23 protein-coding genes and 1 pseudogene are annotated in these 25939 nt (G+C 56.4%); 16 read left to right on the top strand and 8 right to left on the bottom strand.

Features of this window, described 5'->3' with window-relative positions:
• Positions 1-55 precede the first annotated feature (55 nt).
• The 5 genes from ABGT74_RS03455 to ABGT74_RS03435 all read right to left on the bottom strand — a co-directional run bounded on the left by ABGT74_RS03455 (position 56) and on the right by ABGT74_RS03435 (position 4188).
• The gene (locus tag ABGT74_RS03455; RefSeq protein WP_346704466.1) at positions 56-766 is read right to left on the bottom strand and encodes a cyclase family protein; all 711 of its coding nucleotides are present in this window, start codon (positions 764-766) and stop codon (positions 56-58) included.
• Between the two features lie 347 nt (positions 767-1113).
• Positions 1114-1860 carry an amino acid ABC transporter ATP-binding protein gene (locus tag ABGT74_RS03450; RefSeq protein ID WP_346704465.1) on the bottom strand — a complete coding sequence of 249 codons (747 nt, stop codon included), beginning with the start codon at positions 1858-1860 and terminating at the stop codon, positions 1114-1116.
• Positions 1847-2521 (bottom strand): amino acid ABC transporter permease, encoded by a 675-nt coding sequence (locus ABGT74_RS03445; protein WP_346704464.1) that lies wholly within the window; start codon positions 2519-2521, stop codon positions 1847-1849. Before ABGT74_RS03445 ends, ABGT74_RS03450 begins: the two co-directional genes overlap by 14 nt.
• 80 nt (positions 2522-2601) lie before the next feature.
• On the bottom strand, positions 2602-3399 hold the full coding sequence (locus ABGT74_RS03440) for a transporter substrate-binding domain-containing protein (RefSeq protein ID WP_346704463.1): 798 nt from the start codon (positions 3397-3399) through the stop codon (positions 2602-2604).
• Positions 3400-3597: 198 nt separating this feature from the next.
• Complete coding sequence (locus ABGT74_RS03435) at positions 3598-4188, bottom strand: cytidylate kinase-like family protein (protein WP_297284144.1); 591 nt, start codon at positions 4186-4188, stop codon at positions 3598-3600.
• A 161-nt stretch (positions 4189-4349) separates the two neighbouring features.
• On the opposite strand from ABGT74_RS03435, the gene ABGT74_RS03430 reads away from it, so the two are divergent.
• The 4 genes from ABGT74_RS03430 to ABGT74_RS03415 all read left to right on the top strand — a co-directional run bounded on the left by ABGT74_RS03430 (position 4350) and on the right by ABGT74_RS03415 (position 8437).
• A complete protein-coding gene (locus tag ABGT74_RS03430; RefSeq protein ID WP_297284145.1) occupies positions 4350-5024 on the top strand; it encodes a response regulator transcription factor in 675 nt (224 codons plus the stop codon).
• The gene (locus ABGT74_RS03425; RefSeq protein ID WP_346704462.1) at positions 5021-6397 is read left to right on the top strand and encodes a HAMP domain-containing sensor histidine kinase; all 1377 of its coding nucleotides are present in this window, start codon (positions 5021-5023) and stop codon (positions 6395-6397) included. Before ABGT74_RS03430 ends, ABGT74_RS03425 begins: the two co-directional genes overlap by 4 nt.
• Before the next feature lie 90 nt (positions 6398-6487).
• The gene (locus ABGT74_RS03420; RefSeq protein ID WP_346704461.1) at positions 6488-7306 is read left to right on the top strand and encodes a PepSY domain-containing protein; all 819 of its coding nucleotides are present in this window, start codon (positions 6488-6490) and stop codon (positions 7304-7306) included.
• 24 nt (positions 7307-7330) lie between these two features.
• Positions 7331-8437, top strand: a complete 1107-nt coding sequence (locus ABGT74_RS03415; protein WP_346704460.1) for a PepSY domain-containing protein — start codon at positions 7331-7333, stop codon at positions 8435-8437.
• Between the two features lie 64 nt (positions 8438-8501).
• On the opposite strand, the gene ABGT74_RS03410 is transcribed toward ABGT74_RS03415, so the two are convergent.
• Together ABGT74_RS03410 and serC are read right to left on the bottom strand one after the other, a co-directional pair.
• Positions 8502-9653, bottom strand: coding sequence for a 3-phosphoglycerate dehydrogenase family protein (locus ABGT74_RS03410; protein WP_346704459.1), 1152 nt, complete (start codon positions 9651-9653; stop codon positions 8502-8504).
• A gap of 197 nt (positions 9654-9850) precedes the next feature.
• Positions 9851-10942 (bottom strand): 3-phosphoserine/phosphohydroxythreonine transaminase, encoded by a 1092-nt coding sequence (gene serC, locus ABGT74_RS03405; protein ID WP_346704458.1) that lies wholly within the window; start codon positions 10940-10942, stop codon positions 9851-9853.
• 289 nt (positions 10943-11231) lie between these two features.
• Between serC and ABGT74_RS03400 the strand changes: the two genes are divergently transcribed.
• The 6 genes and pseudogenes from ABGT74_RS03400 to ABGT74_RS03375 all read left to right on the top strand — a co-directional run bounded on the left by ABGT74_RS03400 (position 11232) and on the right by ABGT74_RS03375 (position 20277).
• The gene (locus ABGT74_RS03400; protein WP_346704457.1) at positions 11232-12671 is read left to right on the top strand and encodes an amino acid decarboxylase; all 1440 of its coding nucleotides are present in this window, start codon (positions 11232-11234) and stop codon (positions 12669-12671) included.
• Between the two features lie 25 nt (positions 12672-12696).
• Positions 12697-13020 (top strand): cyclic-di-AMP receptor, encoded by a 324-nt coding sequence (locus ABGT74_RS03395; RefSeq protein ID WP_297283029.1) that lies wholly within the window; start codon positions 12697-12699, stop codon positions 13018-13020.
• The gene (locus ABGT74_RS03390; protein WP_346704456.1) at positions 13017-13895 is read left to right on the top strand and encodes a hypothetical protein; all 879 of its coding nucleotides are present in this window, start codon (positions 13017-13019) and stop codon (positions 13893-13895) included. The genes ABGT74_RS03395 and ABGT74_RS03390 overlap by 4 nt, the downstream gene beginning before the upstream one ends.
• Positions 13896-13912: 17 nt before the next feature.
• Positions 13913-14665 (top strand): annotated as a pseudogene (locus ABGT74_RS03385) (stage 0 sporulation family protein); the annotation flags it as partial.
• Between the two features lie 557 nt (positions 14666-15222).
• The gene (locus ABGT74_RS03380; RefSeq protein ID WP_297283026.1) at positions 15223-17493 is read left to right on the top strand and encodes an S-layer homology domain-containing protein; all 2271 of its coding nucleotides are present in this window, start codon (positions 15223-15225) and stop codon (positions 17491-17493) included.
• 207 nt (positions 17494-17700) lie between these two features.
• Complete coding sequence (locus ABGT74_RS03375) at positions 17701-20277, top strand: S-layer homology domain-containing protein (RefSeq protein ID WP_346704455.1); 2577 nt, start codon at positions 17701-17703, stop codon at positions 20275-20277.
• A gap of 66 nt (positions 20278-20343) precedes the next feature.
• Here the strand turns inward: ABGT74_RS03375 and ABGT74_RS03370 are convergent, their stop codons facing one another.
• Positions 20344-20742: a CBS domain-containing protein gene (locus ABGT74_RS03370; RefSeq protein WP_297283024.1), complete on the bottom strand. Its 399-nt coding sequence runs from the start codon at positions 20740-20742 to the stop codon at positions 20344-20346.
• Between the two features lie 253 nt (positions 20743-20995).
• Between ABGT74_RS03370 and ABGT74_RS03365 the strand changes: the two genes are divergently transcribed.
• The 6 genes from ABGT74_RS03365 to ABGT74_RS03340 all read left to right on the top strand — a co-directional run.
• Positions 20996-21994, top strand: coding sequence for an ABC transporter substrate-binding protein (locus ABGT74_RS03365; RefSeq protein WP_297283023.1), 999 nt, complete (start codon positions 20996-20998; stop codon positions 21992-21994).
• A gap of 118 nt (positions 21995-22112) precedes the next feature.
• The gene (locus ABGT74_RS03360) at positions 22113-23069 is read left to right on the top strand and encodes an ABC transporter permease (RefSeq protein ID WP_297283022.1); all 957 of its coding nucleotides are present in this window, start codon (positions 22113-22115) and stop codon (positions 23067-23069) included.
• Positions 23062-23841 carry an ABC transporter ATP-binding protein gene (locus tag ABGT74_RS03355; RefSeq protein WP_297283021.1) on the top strand — a complete coding sequence of 260 codons (780 nt, stop codon included), beginning with the start codon at positions 23062-23064 and terminating at the stop codon, positions 23839-23841. The genes ABGT74_RS03360 and ABGT74_RS03355 overlap by 8 nt, the downstream gene beginning before the upstream one ends.
• A gap of 355 nt (positions 23842-24196) precedes the next feature.
• Positions 24197-24760, top strand: coding sequence for a DUF3793 family protein (locus ABGT74_RS03350; protein WP_346704454.1), 564 nt, complete (start codon positions 24197-24199; stop codon positions 24758-24760).
• A 49-nt stretch (positions 24761-24809) separates the two neighbouring features.
• Complete coding sequence (locus ABGT74_RS03345) at positions 24810-25241, top strand: flavodoxin (protein ID WP_346704453.1); 432 nt, start codon at positions 24810-24812, stop codon at positions 25239-25241.
• A 536-nt stretch (positions 25242-25777) separates the two neighbouring features.
• Positions 25778-25939: FeoA family protein (locus ABGT74_RS03340; protein ID WP_346704467.1), on the top strand; the 162-nt coding region annotated here is incomplete at its 3' end.

Here is a 25939-nt window from a genome sequence, read left to right as displayed (position 1 = left end):
TTAGCCACAGGCTCAACTCCTTTCTCTTTTGCGCGTGATATGCCGGATATCGGAATTATTCAACCAGAGCAATGACACGCGTCGGTGCGCCGGAGCCATCCTTAACCTTAAGCGGAAGCGCAACAATATAGCAGAACGGAGGCAGGGTGTCCAGCTTGTCAAGTGCTTCGAGAATAAAGATATCGGCGCCAAGCAGAATGTCATGCGCGGGGCAAACAACGGCATCGCCCGTGTCCAGTGCGAGCGCATCCGTGCCGACAACACTTACGCCCTTGTCCTTGAGATACTCGGAAGCCTCCCGACCCAGACCCGGCCAGTCGTGCTCGTACGGCTTGCAGTTGGGCTGGACATCCCACTTTTTGTCCCAGCCAAAACGGAAGAGAACAAAATCCTTTGCGCGGATTTCGCCGTGCTCCTTCTCCCATGCCTGAATGAACTCTACAGGCAGACATTCATTTTTGCCAAGATGGCTTGCATCAATGATGGCGCCACGGCCAAAAAGGCGCTCTGACGGAACCTTTTCAATCGTATAGTCGCTGCCGGGAATGTGATGATTAGGAGCGTCCATATGCGTGCCGGTGTGCTCACTCATAATCAACGCAGCATGGGTAAATGCGTCTCCGTATTCAATCGCCTCATGCTGGATACGGCCAAAGCGGGCGTGTGTCAGGCAGCTGGGCATTCCAACTTCCAGATTGTGACTCAAATCAACCAACTTTAACTGATTGCCAATCAGTTCAGCCATTGTCTCAATTGCGTTGTTCATAACCATTACCTTCCTTGTCTCTTATTTCTAGGTGTACCATTTCTTGTGATCGTATATACGAACATAAGACTTAAATACGAACCATCTGTAAGCTAATATTAGTCATCTCGCTCTATCTTGTCAAGTTTAATTGATAAAAATTGTGATTGTCCACAAGAAATTATTTTCCATATTAGATAAAATGACGATTGTATTTTTTTTCACATACCGCTTCGAAGCAGAGTAAAGCAAAGGAAACAAATCATTCAGATGGCAGAGCAAAAAAACCACTACCAAAATCCTGCCTTGCGGCAAAATATTGGTAGTGGTTTCTGTAATTAGGTGATTCGAGCAAAAAGAATGCGTGATTATAAAACCTTGCTCAAGAAGTCGATTGTGCGCGGCTCCTTCGGATGGTTGATGACCTCATCCGGCGTGCCTTCCTCGACGATGTAGCCGCCTTCCATGAAGATGACGCGGCTGGCGACCTCGCGGGCAAAGCCGATCTCGTGCGTGACGACGACCATCGTCATGCCTTCCTTGGCCAGATTCTGCATGACCTGCAGCACCTCGCCGACCATTTCGGGGTCGAGCGCGGAGGTCGGCTCGTCAAACAGCATGATATCCGGATTCATCGCCAGTGCGCGGGCGATGGCGACGCGCTGCTTTTGGCCGCCGGACAGCTGCGCGGGATAGGCTTCCGCCTTATCCGCCAGACCGACGCGCTTGAGTAGCCGCATGGCGGTTTCGCGTGCTTCTTCCTTGGTGGCCTTTTTCAGCTCGGTGGGGGCAAGCATCATGTTGCCCATGACGTCCAGATTGTTGAACAGGTTGAACAGCTGGAACACCATGCCGACATTTTCGCGCACCTTGTTGATATCGGTGTGCTTGTCGGTGATGTCGTAGCCATCGACGATAACCGTGCCGTCAGTGATCTCTTCCAGACGGTTCAGGCAGCGTAGAAAGGTGGACTTACCGCTGCCGGACGGCCCGAGAATAACGACGACCTCGCCCTCGTGGATGTCGATGGAGACATCCTTGAGTACTTCCAGCTCGCCGAAGCTCTTTTTCAGGTGGGAGACATGGATCTTTACCTGCTTATTATTCTCTGCCACGGTTCAGCCTCCTCTCCATAACCTTTGCAAAACGGGACAGGACCGTAATTACGATCAAATACATCACCGCGACGATGCTCCAGACTGCAAACGAGTTGAAGGTGATCGCCACGACGTTTTTCGAGGTGTTGACCAGCTCCGGGAAACCGATGACCGACAGGATCGAGGTATCCTTGAGCGTGATGATGAACTGGTTGATGATCGACGGGATCATCGTGCGGATAGCCTGCGGCAGCACGACCTTGCGCATGGCCTTCCAGTACGGCAGACCAAGGCTGCGGGCCGCTTCCATCTGGCCCTTGTCCACGCTCTGGATACCGGCGCGGATGATTTCCGCCATGTATGCGCCACAGTTCAGCGCCAGACAGATCGTACCGGCCTGCAGCGCGGTCAGCGTAACGCCTTTGACTCCGATGATGTTTTGGAACAGGTACGGTACGCCGAAAAATACATAAAAAGCCAGAACGATCATCGGTACGCCGCGGATCACATCGACAAAGATCGTCGAAATGATATTGCAAGCGCGGTTTTTCAATACGCTCAGCAGGCCGAAAAGCAGGCCGAGGATACATGCAAAAAACAGGCCGCACAGTGCCAGCAGCAGCGTCTGCCCCATCGCCTGCAGCAGCAGGGGCCCATAAACGGTGAGGATTTGGATCACAGATCAGAACTCCTTTCAAAAATTAGGGGGCGCCGGATCAAACCAGTGCCCCCCTGAAAATGCAGGTCGATCCGCTGCGATCAGCCCAGATATTTGGCGATGATCTCGTCGTACTTGCCGTTCTCCTTGATGTTGGCAAGGCCGGCGTTGAACATGTCGATCAGCTCCTGATTGTCCTCGTTGAAGATCGCAAAGCCATAGGGCTGGCCTTCGTTCGCGGTATCTTCCAGAATCTTAAGCGCCAAACCGCCGTCCTTGATGGAAGCCGCCATAACCGGGGTATCCTCGAAGCAGGCAACTGCCTGACCGCCGAGAACCGCCTGATACATCGTGGGCGAATCCTCAAAGTAGGTGATGGTGAAGCCATACTGATCCTTCAGGCTCTCTGCGTAAGTTGCGCCCTGCGTGCCGGTCTTGACGGCAACCGTCTTGCCGGACAGGTCTTCAAAGCCGGTGATGTCGGAATCCTCTGCAACCGTCATGGTCTGGGTGGTCTGATAGTAGCCGTCCGAGAAGATCCAGCCGCTCTCCTTGCGTTCGTCGGTGATGGACGCGCCGGCGATCATGCCGTCAGCCTGACCGGACTGGCAAGCCGCGATGGCAGCATCCCAGCCAAGGCTCTTCATTTCATACTGGAAGCCCTGATCTCCCGCAATCGCCGCAACGATGTCTACGTCGATGCCGACGAAGTTGCCGGAAGCGTCGGTGTACTCAAAGGGCTTGAAGACGGTGTCGGACGCGATAACCCAAGTCTTGCCGTCGCCCGAAGCGGAACCGTTTGCTGCATCGCTGTTCGCCTCGTTGGACGAATTGCCGCCGCATGCTGCCAGACCCAGCGCCAGGCTGGCCGCCATCAGCAGAGAAAGTACTTTTTTCACTTGTGATTCTCCTTTACTTTTTTCTTACCCTCCGCATCCGCATTGCGTTTTTTCACGCGTGTGCAGTGCATCAGCCATAGATATATAACAGGCGATGGAAGTATCCAGACAACTACCATCGCCTATCATGCCTAACCCATTATAACGTAAAATCAATATTTCGTCAAGCGTACCGCCTGTTTTTGGCAAAAAAGCCAGTCAAATCCGCTCTGCCGCCTGTAAAATCTCCTCAAGTGCAAAGTCGATGCCGAGCCGGCTGGTGCACAGCGTCAGGTCATAATTGGTCGCGTCGGCATAGTGGCGGCCCGTGTAATGCGTGCAATAGGCATTGCGCGCCTTGTCTACTGCCTTGATGTTGGCGCGCAGCTTTTCCGGTTCAGTGTCCTCCATCATGCCGCGCATGCGCTCATAGCGCCATTCAAAATCCGCATGGACGAACACACGCAGACAGTGGTCGAACTCCCGCAGGATGAAATCCGCGTTGCGGCCAACGATAACGCAGCTTTCGCGGTCTGCGATCTCACGGATGGCCTTGACCTGCGCTTCCCACAGCTTGTCGCTCAAGGGGCGGTTGTAAAAATCGAACAGGCTCTGCGTCAGGCCGAAGCTGGTCGGCACACGCTCATCCCACTTGCGCACCTGCGCGGGCGTCAGCCCTGCGGATGCTTTGGCGGTGAACAGGATCAGATCCTTATTGTATAACGGGATACCCAGTGCGTCAGCCGTGCGCCGGCCCAGCTCGCCGCCGCCTGCGCCAAACTGCCGGCTGATGGTGATGATTTTTTTCATGGGGTTGTTCCTCCTGATTTCCGTACCGGCGGTCTGCCGCCAACCGGTTATGCTGCTTTTATTATAGCTGACCGGCAGAATAAACGCAAGCATCGCCCGTAATCCTTCCCTTGCTGAACTGCGTGGCATTGATTTATAATAAAAGAAAGGAGTTGGTTTCTATGCGGATATTGGTGGCAGAGGATGAGCGCGATCTCAATCGGTTGATCTGCCGGACGCTCGAGCGCGCGGGATACAGCGTGGACGCCTGTTTTGACGGAGAAGCCGCGCTCGATTATCTGCTGGGGGCGGAATATGACTGCCTGCTGCTGGATATCATGATGCCCAAGAAGGACGGGCGCGACGTGCTGCGGGCGGTGCGCGCACAGGGCAGCGCCGTGCCGGTGATTTTCCTGACCGCGCGCGACAGTGTGCAGGACCGTATCGAGGGACTCGACCTCGGCGCGGACGATTATCTGGTCAAGCCCTTTGATTTTGACGAGCTGCTTGCCCGCATCCGCGCGGCAACGCGCAAATACGGCACGCAAAAGACCAGCGTACTGACGCTGGCCGACCTGACTGTGGATACCGGCAGCCATGCGGTGACGCGCGGCGACAAGGAGATCCGCCTGTCCGCTAAGGAATACGCCATCCTGCAATATATGATGCAGCACAAGGGCACGGTCATTTCCCGCGCCCGGCTGGAGGATCACATCTGGAATTATGATTATGCGGGCGGCTCAAATGTGGTCGACGTCTATATCACCTATCTGCGCAAAAAGATCGACAGCGGCTTTGACAAAAAGCTGCTGCATACGGTTCGCGGCGCGGGCTGGATTTTAAAGGAGGAGCCGTGAAGCGATTTTCCGTCAAACTGAAGTTGACCCTGTGGATTACCCTGCTTATGCTGCTGCTCACCACGTCGGTGCTGGTATTTATGGTTGCGGTGAGCAGATCGGTCGTTTCCGAAAACGCCTATGAGCAGCTGACCAATACCGTGCGCACCAACCTGAGCGGTATTTCCAAGGAAAACGGTAATCTCACATTCAGCGAGGATTTTACGTTCACGCACAACGGCGTGTATACCGTGGTTTACAGCAGCAGCGGCGCGCTGCTTGCCGGACAGCTGCCGCTGTCCTTTCCGGATACGCTGGCGTTTGAAAATGGTGCGATCCGTATGGCAGAAGGAATCAACGGCAATTATTATGTGCTGGATTTTTGGCTGCCGTTTAGCTGGGAGGACGGCGTATGGGTGCGCGGCATCATTTCCGCACCCGATGTTGCCGATGTGCTGGACGATATGGTGGGACTGGCGCTGCTGATTTTACCCCTGATGGTGGTGTTCAGCGGTCTGGGCGCGTATCTGCTGGCGCGATCGACCTTCCGTCCCATCGACCGCATCATCCGCGCAGCCGAGAATATCGGAGAGGGGCGCGATTTGTCCCGCCGCATTGGCCTGCCTCCGGGACGGGACGAGATCAGCCGTCTGGGACAGGCGTTTGATAATATGTTCATGCGGCTGGAAGCGTCCTTCGAGTCGGAAAAGCAGTTCACCTCGGATGCCTCGCATGAGCTGCGCACGCCGACTGCGGTCATTCTCGCCCAGTGCGAGGACGCGCGGCGGCATGCCGAAACTCCAGAACAGTATGCGCAGGCAATCGAGGTAATTGAACGGCAGGCGGGAAAGATGTCTGACCTGATTGCGCAGCTGCTGCAAATGACCCGTTTGGAGCAGGGCACGCAGCGCGCGTCCTTTGAGTGGGCTGACCTGAGTGGGCTGGTGGAGGTTATCTGCGCCGAGCAGCCCGCATTTCCCAAGAATATCACGCTGCAAACCGATATTCAGCCCGAGGTGGAAGCCCGTTTTGATGTGACGCTGATGAGCCGTCTGCTGCAAAACCTGATCGGCAACGCTGTGCGGTACGGTCGGCAGGATGGACATATCTGGGTTTCCCTGCGGCGGGAGCAGGCAGATGCTGTACTTGCCGTGCGGGATGACGGCATCGGCATTGCAAAGGAGCAGCAGGAAAAGATTTGGCAGCGGTTCTATCAGGTCGAGCCGTCACGCAGCGGACAGGCCGGCACCGGATTGGGCCTGACCATGGTGCGCCAGATCGCCGCGCTGCACGGCGGTACGGTCACGCTGGACAGCGCTATCGGTGTGGGCAGCTGCTTTACCTTCCGCTTCCCCATCGGACAGCAGCCGGACGAGCCGCAAAGCCTTGCGTAAAAATTATTTTTTGAAAATTTACTTTTTTAATATTTTTTTAATGTTGGGCTGGTATCCTGTATATGAACTCAAACGAAAGGTGTGAGCAAGATGAAAAAACAGTTTTTGATGTTTACCGCTGCGGCAATGCTGGCCGCTGCGTTGGCAGGATGCAGTCAGTCCACCCAGAAAAGCAACGCGCAGATGGGATATATCGGTGTGGATGCTGCCAAGAACATGGCCGCCACCGCCGCGCAGATCGATGCCGCAAACGCAACCTTTACAACCGCTTCACTCGATGAAAAGGACGGCATCGCGTATTATGAGGTGGATTTCACCGTAGACGGAACGGATTACCGCTACGCGATTGACGCGATGACCGGCGCGGTGATCGAATCGAACAGCGGCGCGGCGCAGACGGACGGCACGAATACCACGAATACCGCGAACGCGACGACCCAGACGGGTGCAGTCGATGAAGCCAAGGCCAAGCAGATCGCACTCGACCACGCGGGCGTGAGCGAGAGCGACACCAGCTTCCTGATGGCAAAGCTGGATTATGACGATGGCGTTCAGGTATACGATGTGGAATTTTATGTTGCCGCAACCGCTTCGGAATACGATTATGAGATCGACGCCGCGACCGGCGAGATCCGCAGCTACGATTACGACGCGGAAAACTATAATCCGTCGCAGCAGAACACGGGTTCGGCTTCCAGTGAGACCATGAGCGAAGCGGAGGTTCGCGCCATTGCGCTGGCTAAAGTGCCGGGCGCGACCGAAAACGATATCCGCATGAATCTGGATCGCGACGACGGCAAGCTGAGATACGAGGGCAAGATCATTTACGAGGGAATGGAATACGATTTCGAGATCGACGCATATAGCGGCGCCATTCAAGAGTGGGACGCGGAATCCGTATTTGATTGATAAGCATAAAAGGAGGACAACAAAATGAAAAAACTGGTTTGTACGATGGCACTGGCTGCACTGCTGTGCGGCGCGGCGGGAGCGGCGAACAGCTCCTACACGGTAACGGCGGAACTGAGCCCGGACATTACAGTCAAGATCGACGGTGTGGAGCGCGTTTTCTACAACGTACAGGGGCAGGAAGTGCACCCGATCAGCTACGCAGGCACGACCTATGTGCCGATCCGCTCGATCGGTGAGCTGATGGATAAGAATGTCAACTGGGACGGCACGACCAACACCGCCACCATCGGTGGCGCGCGCGTCACGCCGGATGCAACCGGCACCCCGGACAAAAACGCGGTGACGCAGGATATCACCCTGCGCATCGAGCCGGATTACACCATCGTGATCGACGGCACGGCACGCACATTCTATAACGTAAAAGGCCAGAAGGTCGATCCCGCGCTCTATAATGGCTCGATCTACCTGCCGATCCGCGCGATTGGCGAGATCATGGGCAAAACCGTCTCGTGGGACGGCGCGACCCAGACCGTGTCGATTTCCGGCAGCACAACGGGCGGCGAAGTGACCGATTTTGACACGAACAACCCCTCCGGCAACACCGGCGGCAATACGGGCAACACTGGTAACACCGGCAACACCGGTACGACCACCGGTTCGGTCACGCTCGAGCAGGCGAAGCAGACCGCGCTCGATCACGCGGGCAAGACGGCCAGTCAGGTGACCTTCGTCAAGGCAAAGTCGGATTGGGAGAACGGCAGAACGGTTTACGAGATCGAATTCATCTACCGTTCCGGCACAAGCTATCTGGAATACGATTATGAGATCGACGCTTCCACCGGCAAGATTCTGAGCTATGACTATGACGCGGAGGGCTATGCACCTTCGACCGGCGGCAATAGCGGCAGTCAGACGGTGACCGTTACCGAGGCGCGCGCCAAGGAAATCGCGCTGAACAAGGTACCCGGCGCAAGCACGGCTAATATCTATGAGTTTAAACTGGATTTTGATGACGGTCGCTGGGAATATGAGGGCAAGATCATCTATAACAGCATGGAGTATGAATTCACCATCGACGCTTCCACCGGAACCATTATCGACTGGGATGTAGAGTCCATCTACGACTGATTGGCAAACAAAAATGCCTTCCGCTTCAAACGGAAGGCATTTTTTCATATACCATATACAGAGATTAGAGGGCACGAACCGAGATCATGCCGTCGATCGCACGCAGTGCGTCGAGGTTGGCTTCGGTGGGCTGCTCAGCAAGGTCTACGATGGTGTATGCATAGTCGCCCTTGGAGCGGTTGCCCATGTTTTCGATGTTGCACTTGACCGCAGCGGTGATGGATGCGATCATGTTCGGGATGTTCTTGTGGATCATGCAGACGCGGTAACCGCCTTCATAGGGAACCTTGAGGTTCGGGAAGTTGACCGAGTTGCGGATGGTGCCGGTTTCGAGGTAATCCGAAATCTCCTTGACTGCCATCTGTGCGCAGTTGTCCTCGCTCTCCGGCGTGGATGCGCCGAGGTGCGGCAGGGTGATCGCATTGGGCTGTGCAAGAATTTCGTCGGATGCAAAGTCGGACACATACGCCGCAACCTTGCCGCTCTCGAGTGCCGCAGCCATGGCATTGGTATCGACCAGTTCGCCGCGGGCAAGGTTGATCACGCGCACGCCGTCTTTCATTTTGGCGATGGTTTCCTCGCAGATGGTGTTCTTGGTGTCCGGGGTCAGCGGGACGTGGATGGTGATATAGTCGCAGTTTGCGAAGATCTGGTCAAGTTCTGTGACATGCTTGACCGAACGGGACAGTGCCAGCGCGCCGTCAACCGACAGGTACGGGTCATAGCCCCAGACCTCCATATCCAGACCGACCGCAGCGTTTGCCACCTTGACGCCGATCGCGCCCAGACCGATGACACCCAGCTTCTTGCCCGCAATTTCCGGGCCAGCATAGGTTGCCTTGCCCTTTTCAGCAGCCGGGCCGATGTCCGGCGTGCCGGCGAGCGACTGCACCCAGTTTGCGCCCTGCACGATCTTACGGGAAGCGAGCATCAGTGCGCAGACAACCAGTTCCTTAACGGCGTTGGCGTTTGCGCCCGGCGTGTTGAATACAACGATGCCTTCCTGTGCGCAGCGATCGAGCGGGATGTTGTTTACGCCCGCGCCCGCGCGCGCGATGCACTTGAGGCTCTTGGGGAATTCGACGTCGTGCAGCTTGGCCGAACGGACAAGGACAGCGTCATAGTCGGTAAAATCTTCCGAGCAGGTGTATTTGGCGGGGTCCAGCTTTTCCAGACCAACCTTGGAAATTTTATTGTAAAGCTTTACATTATACATGGGAAGCACTCCTCTTTTATCTGTACTTGCGCTCATGGGGAGCGCAGCGACATAAAATAACAAATTTCCAAGGACAGGTGCCTTGGAAATTTGCCCTCGACTCAGCGGCCTTGGGCCGCGTCCGGGGGTATCAAAAATCCGTTTCTTTGGAACTGATTTTTGTATATAGGGGGTATTGGATATCCCCTATAAGTATTTTACGCGTTTTCAGCAGCGAACTTTTTCATGAAGTCGATCAGGTACTCTACGCCCTCGATCGGCATCGCGTTGTAGATGGATGCGCGCATGCCGCCGACCGAACGGTGGCCCTTGAGGTTGGACATGCCCGCCGCTGCGGACTCCTTGGCAAACTTCGCGTCCAGCTCGTCGTTGCCGGTGCGGAAGGTAACGTTCATGTGGCTGCGGGACGCCTTTTCGGCAACCGACTTGTAGAAGTCCTGGCTGTCGAGGTAGTCATACAGCAGGCCGGAACGCTTTGCAGCGCGCTCCTGCATGGCCTTCACGCCGCCCATCTGCTCGACCCACTCGAGCACAAGGCCCAGCACATAGATGCCGTACGTGGGGGGCGTGTTGTACATGGATTCCTTGTCGGCCATGGTCTTCCAGTCGAGCATGACCGGGTACTTGTCGAGCGGATAGTTCCCCAGCAGATCCTCGCGCACGATCACGACCGTAACGCCTGCAGGGCCCATGTTCTTCTGTGCGCCCGCGTAGATCACGCCGTACTTGGAAACGTCGACCGGCTTGGAGAGGATGTTCGAGGACATATCCGCTACCAGCGGAACGTCAGCCGGGGTTTGGGGGTCGTACTGGTACTCGGTGCCGTAGATGGTGTTGTTTGCGCAGATGTAGAAGTAGTCCGCGTCCGGACGGATGTCCAGCTCGGCCTGCGTCGGCACGCGGTCAAAGGCGCCCTCCTTGGAGGAGAACGCAACGTGAATGTCGCCGAACTTCACGGCTTCCTTATATGCATTGTTTGCAAAGTTGCCGGTGATGGCGTAATCCGCCTTGCCGGTCTTCATCAGGTTCATCGGGATCGCCGCGAACTGGGTCGTCGCGCCGCCCTGCAGGAACAGGACCTTGTAATTTTCCGGAATGGAAAGTACGCGGCGCAGCGCAGCCTCGGTCTCCTTGATGATGCCGTCATATACCTTAGATCGGTGACTCATCTCCATGACAGACATGCCTGAGCCCTTGTAATTCAGCATTTCGGATGCACAGCGCTCGAGCACGGGAACCGGAAGCATAGAGGGGCCTGCGGAAAAGTTGTAGATACGATTGTCAGCCATAGTGATAGTAACCTGCCTTTCAATAAATCAGCGTGCTATTCCGTATAGGAATGCAATATTCATTATAATATAAGCAGTAGGCTTTTACTACGGGAAATTAAACCAAAATTCCGCCGCAAAAAGACGAATGTCTGCACATTATGGACAGATATTGCAGCATTGCCGAAAGCGCATCCGATTGCAAGCGTTTGGACAGATATGGTATACTAAGGCAGAAATGAGAAAAGAATGCCGTCTGTTTTTGCACAGGATTGTGGAAAAACAGACGATACGAAAGGAGAGGACGGCCATGTTCCGGCGCCGACAGCCAAATCAGCGCACCCAGCTCAGCCACCGGCAGATCAACCGTCTGCTGCCGTTCACCAATGCGCCGCTGTTTCACGCGCTGCAATTGCTTGCGACCGGCGATTCTGCGCGCTTCCATATGCCCGGGCACAAGGGCGAGCCGCTGTTCAACAGTTTTTCCGAGGTTTTTTCGATCGACTTTACCGAAACCTACGGTACGGGCAATCTGTATGTGGGTGACGGCCCGATCCGAGATGCGGAGGTTGCCGCGGCGCGGTATTTTGGCGCGTCCGACTGCTTTTTCCTGACCGGCGGATCGACGCAGGGCATTCTGTCCGTGCTGGCCACCGCGGTGGGACGCGGCGGCGCGGTGCTGCTCGATCGCGAATGCCACAAATCGGTGTGCCATGCTTGCGCGCTGCTCGATATCACGCCCTATTTTATTTCCGCGCCGGTGCTGGAGCCGTTCGGCATCTCGGGCGCGCTTGCGCCCGGGGATGCGGAGCAGCAGCTGATCGACCACCCCGAGATCCGCGCGGTGCTGCTCACCTCCCCCACTTATTATGGCGTGCGCCGCGCCATTCCGGCCTTTGCCGACCTGTGCCGCGCCTATGGTAAACTGCTGCTGGTGGATGCGGCGCATGGCGCGCACTTCCCTGCCGTCGGCCTGCCGACCCCAGTTGCTGAGGGTGCGGATCTGGCGGTGCTTTCTATCCATAAAACGCTCCCCTGTCTGGGACAGGGCGCGGTGGTTTTGAGCAGTTCGGGTGTGGACAAGCGCGCGCTGCGTGAAAATACCGCTTTATTTGGTACGTCCAGCCCCTCCTACCCCATTATGGCGTCCATCGACCTTGCCCGCGCCTACACCGAGGGACCGGGCCGCGCGGCCTATCGTCGCGCTGCCGAAACCTGTGGAGAATTGCGGGAATATGTGCTGCGCCGCACAGGCTTCACCGCGCTGACGATGGACGACTACCCTGCGCTCGACCCCTGCCGCCTGACCGTGTGTACCGCGGGCACGGATGTGACCGGCCATCGGCTGGCCGATATGCTGTGGAGCGAATGCGGGGTCGCCTGCGAGATGGCGGACGACCGCAATGTGGTATTCATCCTGACCTGTGCGGATTCCGGTACATCGGTGTACCGTCTGCGGCGCGGTCTGCGCCGCATTTCGCGCCGCCGCAGCGAGACGCTGCTGCCGTCTGCCTGTCTCCCCTTCCCGCCTGCCGAGCGGGTGCTGTCCGTGCGTGATGCGTGGTTTGCCAAGACGGGGCGCGTCGAACCGGCTGCCGCCGAAGGGCTGGTGTGCGCCCGTCCGGTCACGCCCTATCCGCCGAGCGTGCCGCTGCTGTGGCCGGGGGAGAAAATTACCCGCGCGCACATTGAACTTATCCGCGAAAGATGGTACAATGAAATCGGCGAGATTACGGTTGTAATCGGCTGATTTACCTCAAAGGAGGAATTTTTCCATGAAAATGGTACTTGCGATCATCAATTATGATGATGCTCAGGATGTAATCAATAATCTGATGAAGGCCGGTTTCCAGATCACTAAGCTGGCGACCACCGGCGGCTTTCTCAAGGCCGGCAACGTGACGGTTCTGATCGGTCTGGATGAATCCAAGCTGGATGAATGCTTCGACATCATCCGCGAGCATTCTTCCTCGCGCAAGCAGATCATCCCCACCACGGCCGAGCTGGGCATGGGCTTTTTCCCGTCCACGCCGGTGCAGGTCGAGGTTGGCGGCGCGACTGTGTTCGTTTTGAACGTCGAGCGCTTTGAAAAGCTGTGATCTCATTTGACGCGCTGCCGGGCAACGCGGCGCTCAAAAGTGCGCTGCAAAACGCGCTGGCCGACCGTTTTCCGCAGGCTGTTCTGCTTTCCGGGGACGATTCCGCGGCGCTGGCGGCATGGTCGGATACACTCGCCGCAGGCATCCTGTGCGAAAGCGCAGGATCGCGTCCGTGCGGGACATGCCTTTCCTGCCGCAAGGTCAGCGAGGGTGTGCATCCCGATCTGACCATCATCGACGAGGGTGAAAACGAGCTGAAGGTCGATCTGGCGCGCCGCCTCAAGGCGGAAAACGCCATCATCCCGAACGACGGCGAACGCCGCGTGACGGTCATCCGGCATGCGCAGAACCTCAACCCTATGGCGCAGAACGCGCTGCTCAAAGAGCTGGAAGAGCCGCCGTCTTACGCCTTTTTTGTGTTGACTGCGGAGCAGCCAGACACGTTATTGCAGACCGTTCGTTCGCGCTGCACCAAATTTGCGCTCGTCCCGCAGGAGGAAACGACCGGGGACGGCGAAGCCGCCGCGCTGCTCGCGCCCTATCTGGAAGCGATCGCCCAACGCCGCGAGGATCGCATGATGCTGGCCGCGCTCGCGCTGGAGAAAACGCCGCGCCGCGCGCTTCTGGGCGTGATCGGCGTGCTGCAAAGCGCACTGCGCGACGCGATTTTTGCTGCAAAGGGATTGCCCCAGCCGCCGGTTGCGGCAGCGCTGCGTGGGCAGACACAGGCGCTGGCAAGCGTCGTGAGCGCTGCACGGCTGCTGGAGCTGTATGATTTCCTGAGCGAGCTGACCGACCGCGTTTCGCGCAATGCGGCGGCTGCGGCGGTGACTTGCGCGCTGACAAGCGATGCATACCGCATCTGCTTTTTATAATGTAGGAGGATCAGTTTTTGACAACGATTATTGGAGTCCGCTTCAAAGCGGGCGGAAAAATGTATTATTTCGACCCGCAGGGCACGCCTGTGTCCTCAGGGGAGGACGTGATCGTGGAGACGACGCGCGGACTGGAATACGGTCAGTGCGTGCAGGGCAACACGGATGTGCCCGACCAGACGGTCGTCCAGCCGCTCAAGCGCATGGTGCGCGTGGCGACCGACGCGGATAAAAAGACGCTCGCGCGCAACAAAAAGCGCGCGGATGAGGCGTTTATCATCTGCAAGCGCAAGATTGAAGAGCGCGGGCTGGAAATGAATCTGGTCACGGCGGAATGCACGTTCGACATGAACAAAATGCTGTTTTATTTCACCGCGGATGGCCGCGTGGACTTCCGCGAGCTGGTCAAGGATTTGGCCAGCGTGTTCCGCACGCGCATTGAGCTGCGCCAGATCGGCGTGCGCGATGAAGCAAAGATGATCGGCGGACTGGGCACCTGTGGACGCGAGCTGTGCTGCTGCTCGTATCTGGAGGATTTCCACCCTGTTTCGATCAACATGGCAAAGGATCAGAATTTGTCGCTCAATCCGGCGAAGATTTCCGGTGTGTGCGGCCGCCTGATGTGCTGCCTGAAATATGAGCATGAGGCCTATGCGGAGCTGCAAAAGGTCACGCCCAAGCAGGGCAGCGTGGTCGATACGCCCGAGGGACGCGGCAAGGTCATCACGACCCAGATGCTGCGCGGCACCTGCAAGGTGCAGCTGGACGACAGTCCCGAGCATTCGCTGACCGAATTTCAGTGCACAGACTGCTGTGTGGTCAAGGGCGCATGCCGCAACCGGCAGAATGCCGCCGCCATGGCCGAAGAGCGCCGCCGCATGGAGCAGGAAGCCGCCAAGCAGCAGAAGCAGCAGCAGGCCGATGCCGAGGATGCGCCGGAAGAGGCGCAGGGAGAGCAGCCCGCCGAGGGCGCTGCACCCGCGGAAGGCGCGCCGCGTCGTCGCCGTCGTCGGGGCGGACGCCGCCGTCATAAGCCGCAGAATGCGGAAAATGCGGGCAGCGCGGAGCACGCATCCGCACAGGAGCATGCACCTGCCGGGCAGGAATGACCCACAAGCTGCCTTTGTCGGGAAAATATGCAAAAAAAGCCGTCCCCTGCCGGTCAGGGGGCGGTTTTTTGTGCGCATCGGGACAAATGAAATTGCAATAAAAATGTAATATTGCGCGCGCTTGTGTCACAAATGTTACACTTTTCCGCCTGCTATTGAGCGGCATGCAGGAAAAGGATATAATTTTATATATCAATAATCCAAGGATGGAAAAATCTATGCTCAAAAAAACCATATCCGCCCTGTTTGTGGCGTTTCTCATGATAATAGGTGCTTCAGCTGAGGGGGCAATCTTCCCGGCCCAGCGCACGGATGTTGACGGCGTGACCCGATACGGCTATCTGGATGAAGAGGGCCGCACGGTGCTGTCGTTTTCTTACCGTCAGGCGGGCGAGTTTGCCGAATGCGGTTTAGCAGCGGTCGAGGATGACAAGAACCAGACCGCGGTGATCGACCGCGCGGGTTATGTGGTGGTGGATTACACCGACGCGCCAGTCTCGGTCGAATTTTCCGACGACGCGATCGCCTACCGCTATGCTGACCACAGCGTATATTATACGCTCGAGGGTGAGAAAATCGGTTCTTATGCGGGTGCTGTGGGCTTCTTTGAGGACGGGCTGCTGTTGTGCAAAAGTCCGGCGTCCGACCTGTATTCCTATGTGACGCAGGATGGCAGCGCGGCGTTTGAAGGGGAATTCAAGGATGCGGGTGTGTTTTCCGGCGGACGCGCGCTGGTTTGCACAACGGACGGGCAGTATCTGGCCATCGACACCGAGGGGCAGACGCTGTACACGCTGGAAAGCGGCATCGAGCCGTCCTATATGACCATTTTCGGCGAGGATACCATCGTTCTTTCCAACGGCATGGCAAAGGCGCTGTATTCGCTGTCTCGGAGCGACTATCTGACCGTGTTCAAATACAGCGAAATCAGTGAATTCCGTGACGGTGCGGCAATGGTTCGTGAGGGAAACCGATGGGGCCTAATCAATACCGAAGGGAAGCTGCTGACCGAGCCGACGTATTACTATTTGTCTTATATGGGCGAGGGGCTGTATGCCGCCCGCAGTGCGGACGGGTCGGCTTCCGCCGTGGATGCGAACGGCAATGTGGCTTACCGCACGGGCAGCTATGTCGGCGGCTTCAATGAGCTGCGCTACGGCCTGTCCTGGCACGGTACGGCGGACGGCAGTCTGATTTTCTTCAAAAAGAACGGCGGCTATTTTGCCAGCCTGAAAAACGCGGAAAACCCGACCCTTTTGAGCGAAAACGTCGTGCGGGTGACACAGGATGGTACGCTCAAATACATCAACCTGTCTACAGGCAATACCCTGCTGGAGCAGCCCAAAACCTTTGATCTGGGCAGCGGCATCACGGCAAAGACCGTGCATTACGAAAAGTTCATAGGCTATCGGGAGGATGGCACGGAGCACGGCTGGAATGTCTATTTTCCGGAAATCAGCGGTCTTTCCGACACAAAGATACAGAAAACCATCAACGATGCCATCCGCGCATTTTTCCTCAAGGGGCCATCGGTCAGTGCGGAGTATGAGGCGCTGGAGGGCAGCTACGGCGCATCCATAGAGGGTTCGGTGCTGGTTGTCTGGGCCAGCTGCATCAGCGGACAGGGTGCGGGTTCATCGGTGTGGAACGATAGTCTGGCCTTCGATCTGCGCACGGGAGAGCAATATGAGATCAGCGATCTGCTGGTCAGCGGCTATATGGATACGGTCAAGCAGCTGCTGCCCGCGGAGCACGAGATCTATCTGTACAGCTTCCCGCGTATCAGCACGAAAGGCATAACCTACTATTATAATGAGTATGAAAGCGAGACAAGCCGCGCTTACACCGAAAGCTATCTGCTTACGTTTGAGCAGCTGGGCGAAGCGGTGGGCAAGGAGAGCGCATGCTATCAGGCGCTGAATACTTCTCTGGTCAAGCCGACGGTCACGGTGGCGGGCTTTACCGACGTGCATGTTACCCATTGGGCCGCGGATTATATCCGCACGGTGGCGGAAAAGGGCCTGATGCAAGGCTCGGGCGGCAAATTCCGTCCGGATGAACAGATCACACAGGCTGAGGTCTGTGCAACCATCGCGCGCAGCCTTTCGCTGGAGACGGACGACGGGAACAGCATGGAAGGTATCGACCAAGCGGCCTGGTACGCCGGCGAGGTTAATGCCGTCTGGGCTGCTGGCCTGCTGGACGGGTTGGAGGCAGCTTTCCAGCCGAACAGCGTGATGACGCGCGCAGATGCGGCGCAGCTGTTTGCCAATGTGTTGGTGCAGCAGGGTGCTGCGCTGCCGGATGAACAGACCGTGGAAGAGGCGCTTTCCGCATTTGCAGACGCGGCGGAAATCCCGGAGGAGCGCCGAACGGCGATTGTGCTGTGCATGCAGAAGGGGCTGATCAAGGGATATACCGACGGTACTTTCCAGCCGGAGCGCGGCTTTACCCGCGCGGAGTTTGCTAAGCTGCTGACCCTGATCTGAGCGGCTTTTCGGGCTGCAAATCCGAATATACGGAGCTTGCAGCCCCTTTTCTTTCCCCACCGAACAGAGAAAAACGGGCTGAAAATACCGTTTTTAGGCAGGATGTGCCGAATTGTGGCAGTTCTTTGCCGTCATACGTAAAAAACAGTACACAAATGACGAAAACAATGGTAAAATAGGGATAACGAAACCAAAGAGGTGATAGCTGTGAAAAGATTTCTATCCGCCGTGCTGGCGGTTGCCCTGCTTTTGTGCACGCTGCCGGCGGCGTTTGCTGCTTCCGACATCGAAAACCACTGGGCAAAAACCTACCTGCTGGAACTCAATGAGCTAGGGGTCATCAACCCCTCTTCGGAAGGCAAATATACGCCCGATCAGGAGATCCGGCGCTGGGAGTTTATGCGCTATATCAACCGCGCTTTCGGCTTTACAGAAAAAGCTTCGATCAACTTTTCCGACGTCAGCAGCGACTCGCTCTATTATGAGACCGTGCAGATCGCAGTGAAGTACGGTTACATCAATGGCGTCGGCAACGATAAGATGGACCCGGAGGGTACGCTCACGCGCGAGCAGGCGGCGACCATTCTCGGTCGTCTGCACAAGTATACACCGAGCGCTGACCTGTCTGAGCTGAACGCTTTTACCGATAAGAACATGCTGAGCAATTACAGCAAGTCTTATGTGGCGGAAGCGGTTGCACAGGGCTATATCAACGGTTATACCGATGGTACCTTCAAGCCCCAGGGCAACATTACCCGCGGCGAAATCGCCAAGATCCTGTATTATTTCCTCGGCTCTTCGCTGAACACTTCGGGCAAGTCCTATACCGGGGATGATCTGAACACCGACACTAAGAACGTGACCATCTCCACGCCCTGTTCGCTGTCCGACGCAACGATCGACGGCAACCTGTTCATCACGGAGGGCGTGCTTTCTGGCAACGTCAACCTGACTAATGTCACGGTAAAGGGCGATATTATCGTCAGCAGCGGCAATGTCACGCTGGACGGCGTTTCCGCCCTGCATATGACGGTTTCCAATTCGCTTGGCCTGACGCCGCAGGTCACCTGCACAGGCAACAGCAACATCGGTGAAACCGAGGTGCAGACCTCCGCAGCGCTGACCGAATCCAATCTTGGCGCATCGGCCGGCGGCTTTGCCGATCTGTCGCTGACCGGCGAGAACCTGTCGCTGACGCTGGATGCCGCAGTGTGGGATGTGACCACATCCGGCAAGACTTCAATCCTGACCACGGGCAGCACGTCTATCAGCGAACTGACCGCAAACGCGGAAACGACCGTCACCGGCGGCGGCTCGATCCAGTCTGCGGTGCTCACCGTGTCCGGCTGCGAGCTGATGATGATGCCGGATACCTATTCGCTGGGCGGCGGCGTGACCGCAGTCATTGCGGGACAGTCGATTTCTTCGTCGACGGGTGTGTCGATCTCTCCGAGCACGCTGTCGATCGACATCAACAATCAGGATGCGATCGCGCATTCCTATGATTTCACCTTCAATGCGGATAAAAATGACCTGATGCGCCTGACCGTGGACGGTGAAGCGCTGGCTCTCGGCACGGATTACAATCTGCTGACCGATAAGAACGGTATTCGCATTTACAAGACTTATCTGAAAACGCTGAGCGCGGGTGTATATACCGCAGAGCTGTTGTTTACGGATAATACCAAGGCATCCATCGGTATTCTGGTGGGCGATTCTGCACTCAGTGCGGTCAGCCCGTCCCAGATCACATTCGATAAATATGAGCAATCGCCCAATTATTCCAATGTTACCGCAACGCTGGTTCTGCCCGCAGGCACGCTGCTGGATTCGATCAAGCTTGGCAGCACTGTGCTCGAGCGTGGTGTAGATTATCTCTATGACTCTTCCACGGGCGTTACCACTTTCCTGCGGGAATCGCTGGAGAAAAAGAGCAAGGGCACTTATACCATTACCTTTGTACCCAATAAGGGGACGTCATTCTCCTGCACGCTGAATATCGTGGATACTGCGCCGGTCAATGGCATTTCGCCGTCCGAGATGGATTTTGATTCCAATACCAATTCGCAAGGATATCAGGATTTGACCGTAACACTCAGCACGGCGGAAGGCGCAAAGCTGGAAAAAATCACAGCCAATGGCAAAGTTCTGGAAGAGAATTGGCAGTATAAGATCGATGGCAGCGAGGTTACGATCAGCAAATCCGCGATCGCGGATCTGGGCGCAAATGGCGAATCCTATGTCAACCTGATCTTTGTGATGTCGAACGGTGTCAATCCAATGCTGCGCGTCAACTATGTGACGACCTATGCATTGACGGCAAACGTGGTGGATGACCTCGGTTTGCCGATTGAGGGCGCGACGGTCAAGTTTGAGCCGGCGAACGGCACAGATGGCAGTGCAGCGCAGAATGCAACGACCGATGCATACGGCAAAGCAACGGTTTATGTCAAGAGTGGTACCTATAAGATCACGGCATCCCATGAACGCTTTACGGAATCGGTTTCTACGACCACAAGCGTTTCCGGTGCGCGTTCGGTCAAGCTGACGGGTGAGATCCTCGAAACCGTACAGATCGTAGTTACCAATGCGTATGGTGCGCCGCTTTCCGGTGCGGTGGTCACCATCGGTGGTCAGAATATCACCACCGGTGCGGATGGCACGGCTTCGTTCAGCCTCAGACGCGGCAGCTATATGGCACAGATTGTGTGCACGGGTTATAGCACCCAAACGCTTGCGCTGGCCGTTGATGGTACGGTACGTGAGCGCGTACAGCTCAAATAATTTTCAATTGCATAAAAAAGCCGTCCGGCAACTGCCGGACGGCTTTCTGCTATGCAAAATATGTACTTAACCCTTTTTACAGGAGTCCCGCAGGAACTGGATGACGTCGCGCCGGGTGATAATGCCGCAGAACATGCCGCGCCCGTCGGTCACGGGTACGAAATTCTGTGCGGAAACCAGTTCGATCATGTCCTCCATACGCGCATCAATGCCGACCGAGCGATGCCGCACACGGCGGGGCACCTCCCCTGCCGTCATCCGGTCAATCTGCTCCGCCGGATGCTCGAGCAGCAGGCGCAAAAAGTCGCCCTCTGTGATTGTGCCGGTATAGCGTCCCTTTGGGTCGACCAGCGGAATAGCGGTAAAGCCGCTTTTCATCATATCGCGCAGTGCCTGCCGCACCGGGCAGTCCTCTGTCAAGTATGAAACCTCTGCCTTGGGCTTGAGGAAAAAAGAGATATTCATTGCATATCCTCCTTGTGGATTCTGATTCTATTTTACGATGCGGTTGCGTGTTGGTCAACTGATTCTGGTCAATGCTAACAATTTATTAACATTTAAAAGAATGCTTCTTGTCTGTTTTGACGGCAAAGGCGGGATTTCCAGAAAAAAGTAGGCAATGGACTTGACGAAAACGCTTTTAACTGATAAACTGTAAAAGCGGGATGGGTTTTTACCCTTCCTTCACATGCATCTTACGCAGAAAAGGGGTTTTCACATGAAGAAAAGATTACTCGCCGCGTTGATGGCCGGCGCAATGGCCCTGACCATGACCGCCTGCGGCGGCACAAACAACGATACTGCAAATTCGGATACGAACGGGAAAGCCGGTAACTATAAGGTCGGTGTGGTGCAGCTGGAGCAGCACGAGGCGCTCGACGCTGCAACGCAGGGTTTTCAGGACAAGCTGAAAGAACTGGTGGAGGCAGACGGCGGCTCGGTTGAGTTTGATTTGCAGAACGCTTCCGGCGACTCCGCCAACTGCGCGACCATCGTCAACGGCTTTGTTTCGGGCGGCGTTGACCTGATTATGGCAAATGCTACTGCGGCTTTGCAGGCGGCACAGGCTGCAACGGCGGATATCCCGGTGCTCGGCACCTCGATTTCGGATTACGGCACCGCGCTGGGTGTGGATGAATGGACGGGCGTGACCGGTACCAACATTTCGGGTACGACCGACCTTGCGCCGCTCGACGGTCAGGCGGAGATGCTGCAGGAGCTGTTCCCGGATGCGAAGAACGTCGGTCTGCTGTACTGCTCGGCTGAGTCCAACTCCGCATACCAGATCAACACCATCAAGCCGATTCTGGAAGGCATGGGCTATACCTGCACCGAGTATGCGTTCACCGATACCAACGATGTTGCATCCGTTGCACAGAGCGCTGCGAATGAGAGCGATGTCATTTATATCCCGACCGACAATAAGGCTGCTTCCTGCACGGAAGCGATTGCAAACGTCGTCCTGCCGGCTAAGGTTCCGGTTGTGGCGGGCGAGCAGGGCATCTGCTCGGGCTGCGGCGTGGCGACCCTGTCGATCGACTACTATGAGCTGGGTGAGATCACCGGCGAAATGGCATATGACATTCTGGTCAATGGTTCCAACCCGGGTGAAATGGAAGTACAGCCCGCGCCCAACTTCACCAAGATGTATAACGCTGCAAACTGCGAGGCGCTCGGCATCACCGTGCCGGAGGACTATACGGCCATCGAAGGCTAAGCAGCACAAAAAATGCAAAAAAGCGGAAAAGGGCTTCCCTTTTCCGCTTTATTTTGCTATACTAATGAATGTGCTTTCGCACTTTATCAGATGATATTATTAATGGGGGCATGGAAAAGTGGATTTCTTCTCCAACCTGCTGGCCGCGCTGCCCGGCGCGGTGGCACAGGGCCTGATTTGGGGCCTGATGGCGATCGGTGTGTTTATCACCTTTAAGGTGCTCGATCTGGCGGATTTGACCGTGGACGGCACCATGGCAACGGGCGGCGCGGTGTGCATCGTCCTGATGACGAATGGCGTGAACGTCTGGGTGGCGCTGCTGTGCGCGTTCCTTGCGGGCATGCTGGCGGGACTGGTCACCGGCGTACTGCATACCTTCATGGGTATCCCGGCGATCCTTGCCGGTATTTTGACGCAGCTTGCACTGTTCTCGATCAACCTGCGCATCATGGGCAAAAAGGCCAATATGGCCATCAACCCGGACAACTACGACCTGCTGGTTTCTTTGCGCAACGTCAAGAAGATGACGCTGGAAAACCCGATTTTCGTCGCGGCGGTGTTCACCATCGTGCTGATTGCAGTGCTGTACTGGTTTTTCGGCACCTCGCTCGGCTGCTCGATCCGTGCGACCGGCGCGAATCCGAACATGAGCCGTGCGCAGGGCATCAACGTCGATTTCAATAAGGTGCTCGGCCTGATGATCTCCAACGGCATCGTCGCGCTGTCGAGCGCGCTGTACTGCCAGTATCAGGGCTTTGCTGACGTCAATGCGGGCCGCGGCGCGATCGTCATCGGTCTGGCGGCGGTCATCATCGGCGAAGTGCTGTTCAGCCGTATTTTTCGAAACTTTGCGCTCAAGCTGCTGTCGGTTGCGCTGGGCGCAGTCATTTACTATATCGTCATCCAGTTTGTACTCACGCTTGGTCTGGATACCAACGACCTCAAGCTGATTACAGCGGCCGTTGTGGCGATCTTCCTGGCTGTCCCCTACTGGAAAAGCAAATACTTCAAGGGCGCGGGCAAGGCCATTGCAAAAGCCAGCGCGCAAGCGAAGGGAGGCGAGGACAATGCTTGAACTGAAAGGGATTTACAAGACGTTCAACGCGGGCACGGTCAACGAAAAGCGCGCGATCGACGGCCTTGATCTGACGCTGGAAAACGGCGATTTTGTCACCGTCATCGGCGGCAACGGCGCGGGCAAGTCCACCACGCTCAACCTGATCGCGGGCGTATATCCGGTGGATGCGGGTCTCATTCGCCTTAACGGCTTCAACCTGACCGGTCTGCCCGAGCATAAGCGCGCGCGCTTCCTCGGCCGCGTGTTTCAGGACCCGATGATGGGCACGGCGGCCACCATGGGCATCGAGGAAAACCTCGCACTCGCCTACCGTCGCGGCAAGCGGCGTGGTCTGAGCTATGGCATCACCAACGAAGAACGCGAGATCTACCGCGAAAAGCTGGCGACGCTCGGCCTCGGCCTTGAGGACCGCATGACCAGCAAGGTCGGTCTGCTGTCCGGCGGTCAGCGACAGGCACTGACACTTTTGATGGCAACGCTGCAAAAGCCCGACCTGCTGCTGCTGGACGAGCACACCGCCGCGCTCGACCCCAAGACGGCTGACAAGGTGCTGCAGATTACCGAGGAAATTGTCGCGCGTGACAAGCTGACCACGCTCATGGTCACACATAACATGAAGCACGCGATTCAATACGGCAACCGTCTGATTATGATGGACGCGGGCCGCGTAGTGGTCGACATCCGCGGCGAGGAAAAGAAAAACCTCACCGTGCGCGACCTGCTGGAGAAGTTCAACATCGAAAACGACCGCATGCTGCTGAGCGAATAAGCGCGTAGACAGGCGTGCCGTACCGATATCGAGAGACTGCTGAAAAACAAGGGTTTTTCAGCAGTCTTTTTTTGCCCAAGGACATTACTGAAAAAAAGAGAAGAAAATGCTTGACATATTGGTTAGCATATGCTAACTTATATATAGGTTAGCCAAGGCTTACTGAAAGGCAGACCGACCGGAACATCCACGCGGAACGGGATAGACCGGTATCACATACACAGTTTCCTCTGCATTTGCGCATCATCTGAACAGAAACGACTGGTGCAAGGGCGTGGCCGAATGGCTAACCGCGGCCACGCCCGCCGGTCGGATACAGCGCAGGGGCGGAGGACACGGGAGGAGGCATTTGCGCATGAATCATCAGCTCGATCGTTTACTGGCGGCCTATTGTTCGCCGACCCTTGCCGGGATCAAGCCCGCGAGTCTGGTGTCCTTTGACCGTGTGCAGTATGCGGACCTGCCGCAGCAGCTATCCGCTTATCAGGCCGCATTCGCCCGGCGTGGCATTCGGTTTGAGATTCTGTGCGCCTGCCGCGGACGTTTTCTGCTGCTGGTCTATCACAAGACGCAGCTGGAACAGCATATGGCGGATGTGCGGGTGCAGCGGGTGCTGACGAAGTTCGGCTATCCGACTGATGCGCCGCTCGAAGAGCTGCTGGATGGTTTGCGGCGGCGAATCGCCGCACAGTCAGGTTTCCCGCATGAAATCGGGCTGTTTCTGGGCTATCCGATCGAGGATGTCATCGGCTTCATCCGCAACGAAGGCCGTGGCTGCAAGCTGTGCGGCTATTGGAAGGTCTACGGCGACGCGGAAGCCGCATCCCGTTTGTTTGACCGCTTATCGCGGGTATGCCATGCGGTGAAAGCACGCGTGGAACAGGGCGAAACCCTGCTGCAAGTGTTCGCCGCGGCATAAAGTGTTATTTTATATCACCATCATCTACTTTTAGGAGGTTTTGAATCATATGAGCAAGGCAGCAGTAATTTTCTGGAGCCAGACCGGCAACACCGAACAGATGGCAAATGCTATTGCGGACGGCATCCGTGCGGGCGGTTTGGAATGCGATTTGATGAACGTGGCGGAGACAAATGCCGCGGATGCTGCAAAGTACGATAAGCTGGCGCTGGGCTGCCCGGCGATGGGCGCGGAAGTGCTGGAAGAGGCGGAATTCGACCCGTTCTTCACCGAGTTGGAGGGCAAGCTGGGCGGCCGTAAGGTGGCGCTGTTTGGCTCATACGGCTGGGGCGACGGTCAGTGGATGCGTGACTGGGTGCAGCGCGCAGACGATGCAAACGCCAACATTTACACCGACGAGGGCCTGATGGCGCATGAAACGCCGGACGAGGCCATGCTCGACCAGTGCCGCGAGTTCGGCAAGGGCTTTGCTGCCTATTAAACTTGATCCTATCCCGCGCGCATCGCGCGCCATTCGATAGATTTTCTGCAAATTTGCAGAAAATCATAAAAAGTGTGTGCTTTGCCACACTTTTTATACAAGTGCGGAGAAAAGTTTCGCATGTCGGAACTTTTCGAAGCGGTGAACGCATCCGCGTGTAGCGCGGTGCGTTCTCTCGATGGAAACCGTTGGTTTCCATCGAATATATAGGTCATACCCGCCGCGACGGCGGCGGTTATGATACAAATATCCTTTCTTGTCCCGGGGGAAACCCCAAAGGGGATACCCGCACGGTATCCCGCAACATGAGCCTGCGGCTGTCCGGAACAACGGCCGCAGGCTTCCTCCTTTCTCGGAGAAACGGATAAATTAGCATACGCTAACCATCCCGGTATTGGTTAGTTTTGACAAACTTGTGCATTGCTGCTTGACAACTTGAGTTAGCGGTGGTAAACTGCATACGAAACAGAGGTTAGATAAAGCTAACTTCTGGCTGTACGAATACGAACCGCATCAGAAAGGAGAGGATCGCTATCATGCCGTTGACATTGGCAGATACCGGCGTGACGACCACGATAAAAGCCATTCGGGGAAAGGACCAGACCAGACGGTTCCTGCAAAACCTCGGGTTTGTCGAGGGGGCGTCGGTTTCGGTCGTTTCCTCGCTGGCGGGAAACCTGATCGTTTCGGTTAAGGAT

This window comes from uncultured Agathobaculum sp., from assembly GCF_963927765.1.
Lineage (GTDB): Bacteria > Bacillota > Clostridia > Oscillospirales > Butyricicoccaceae > Agathobaculum.
Note: the sequence above shows the minus strand (reverse complement) of the source record. Positions and strands in the feature narration are given on the sequence as shown.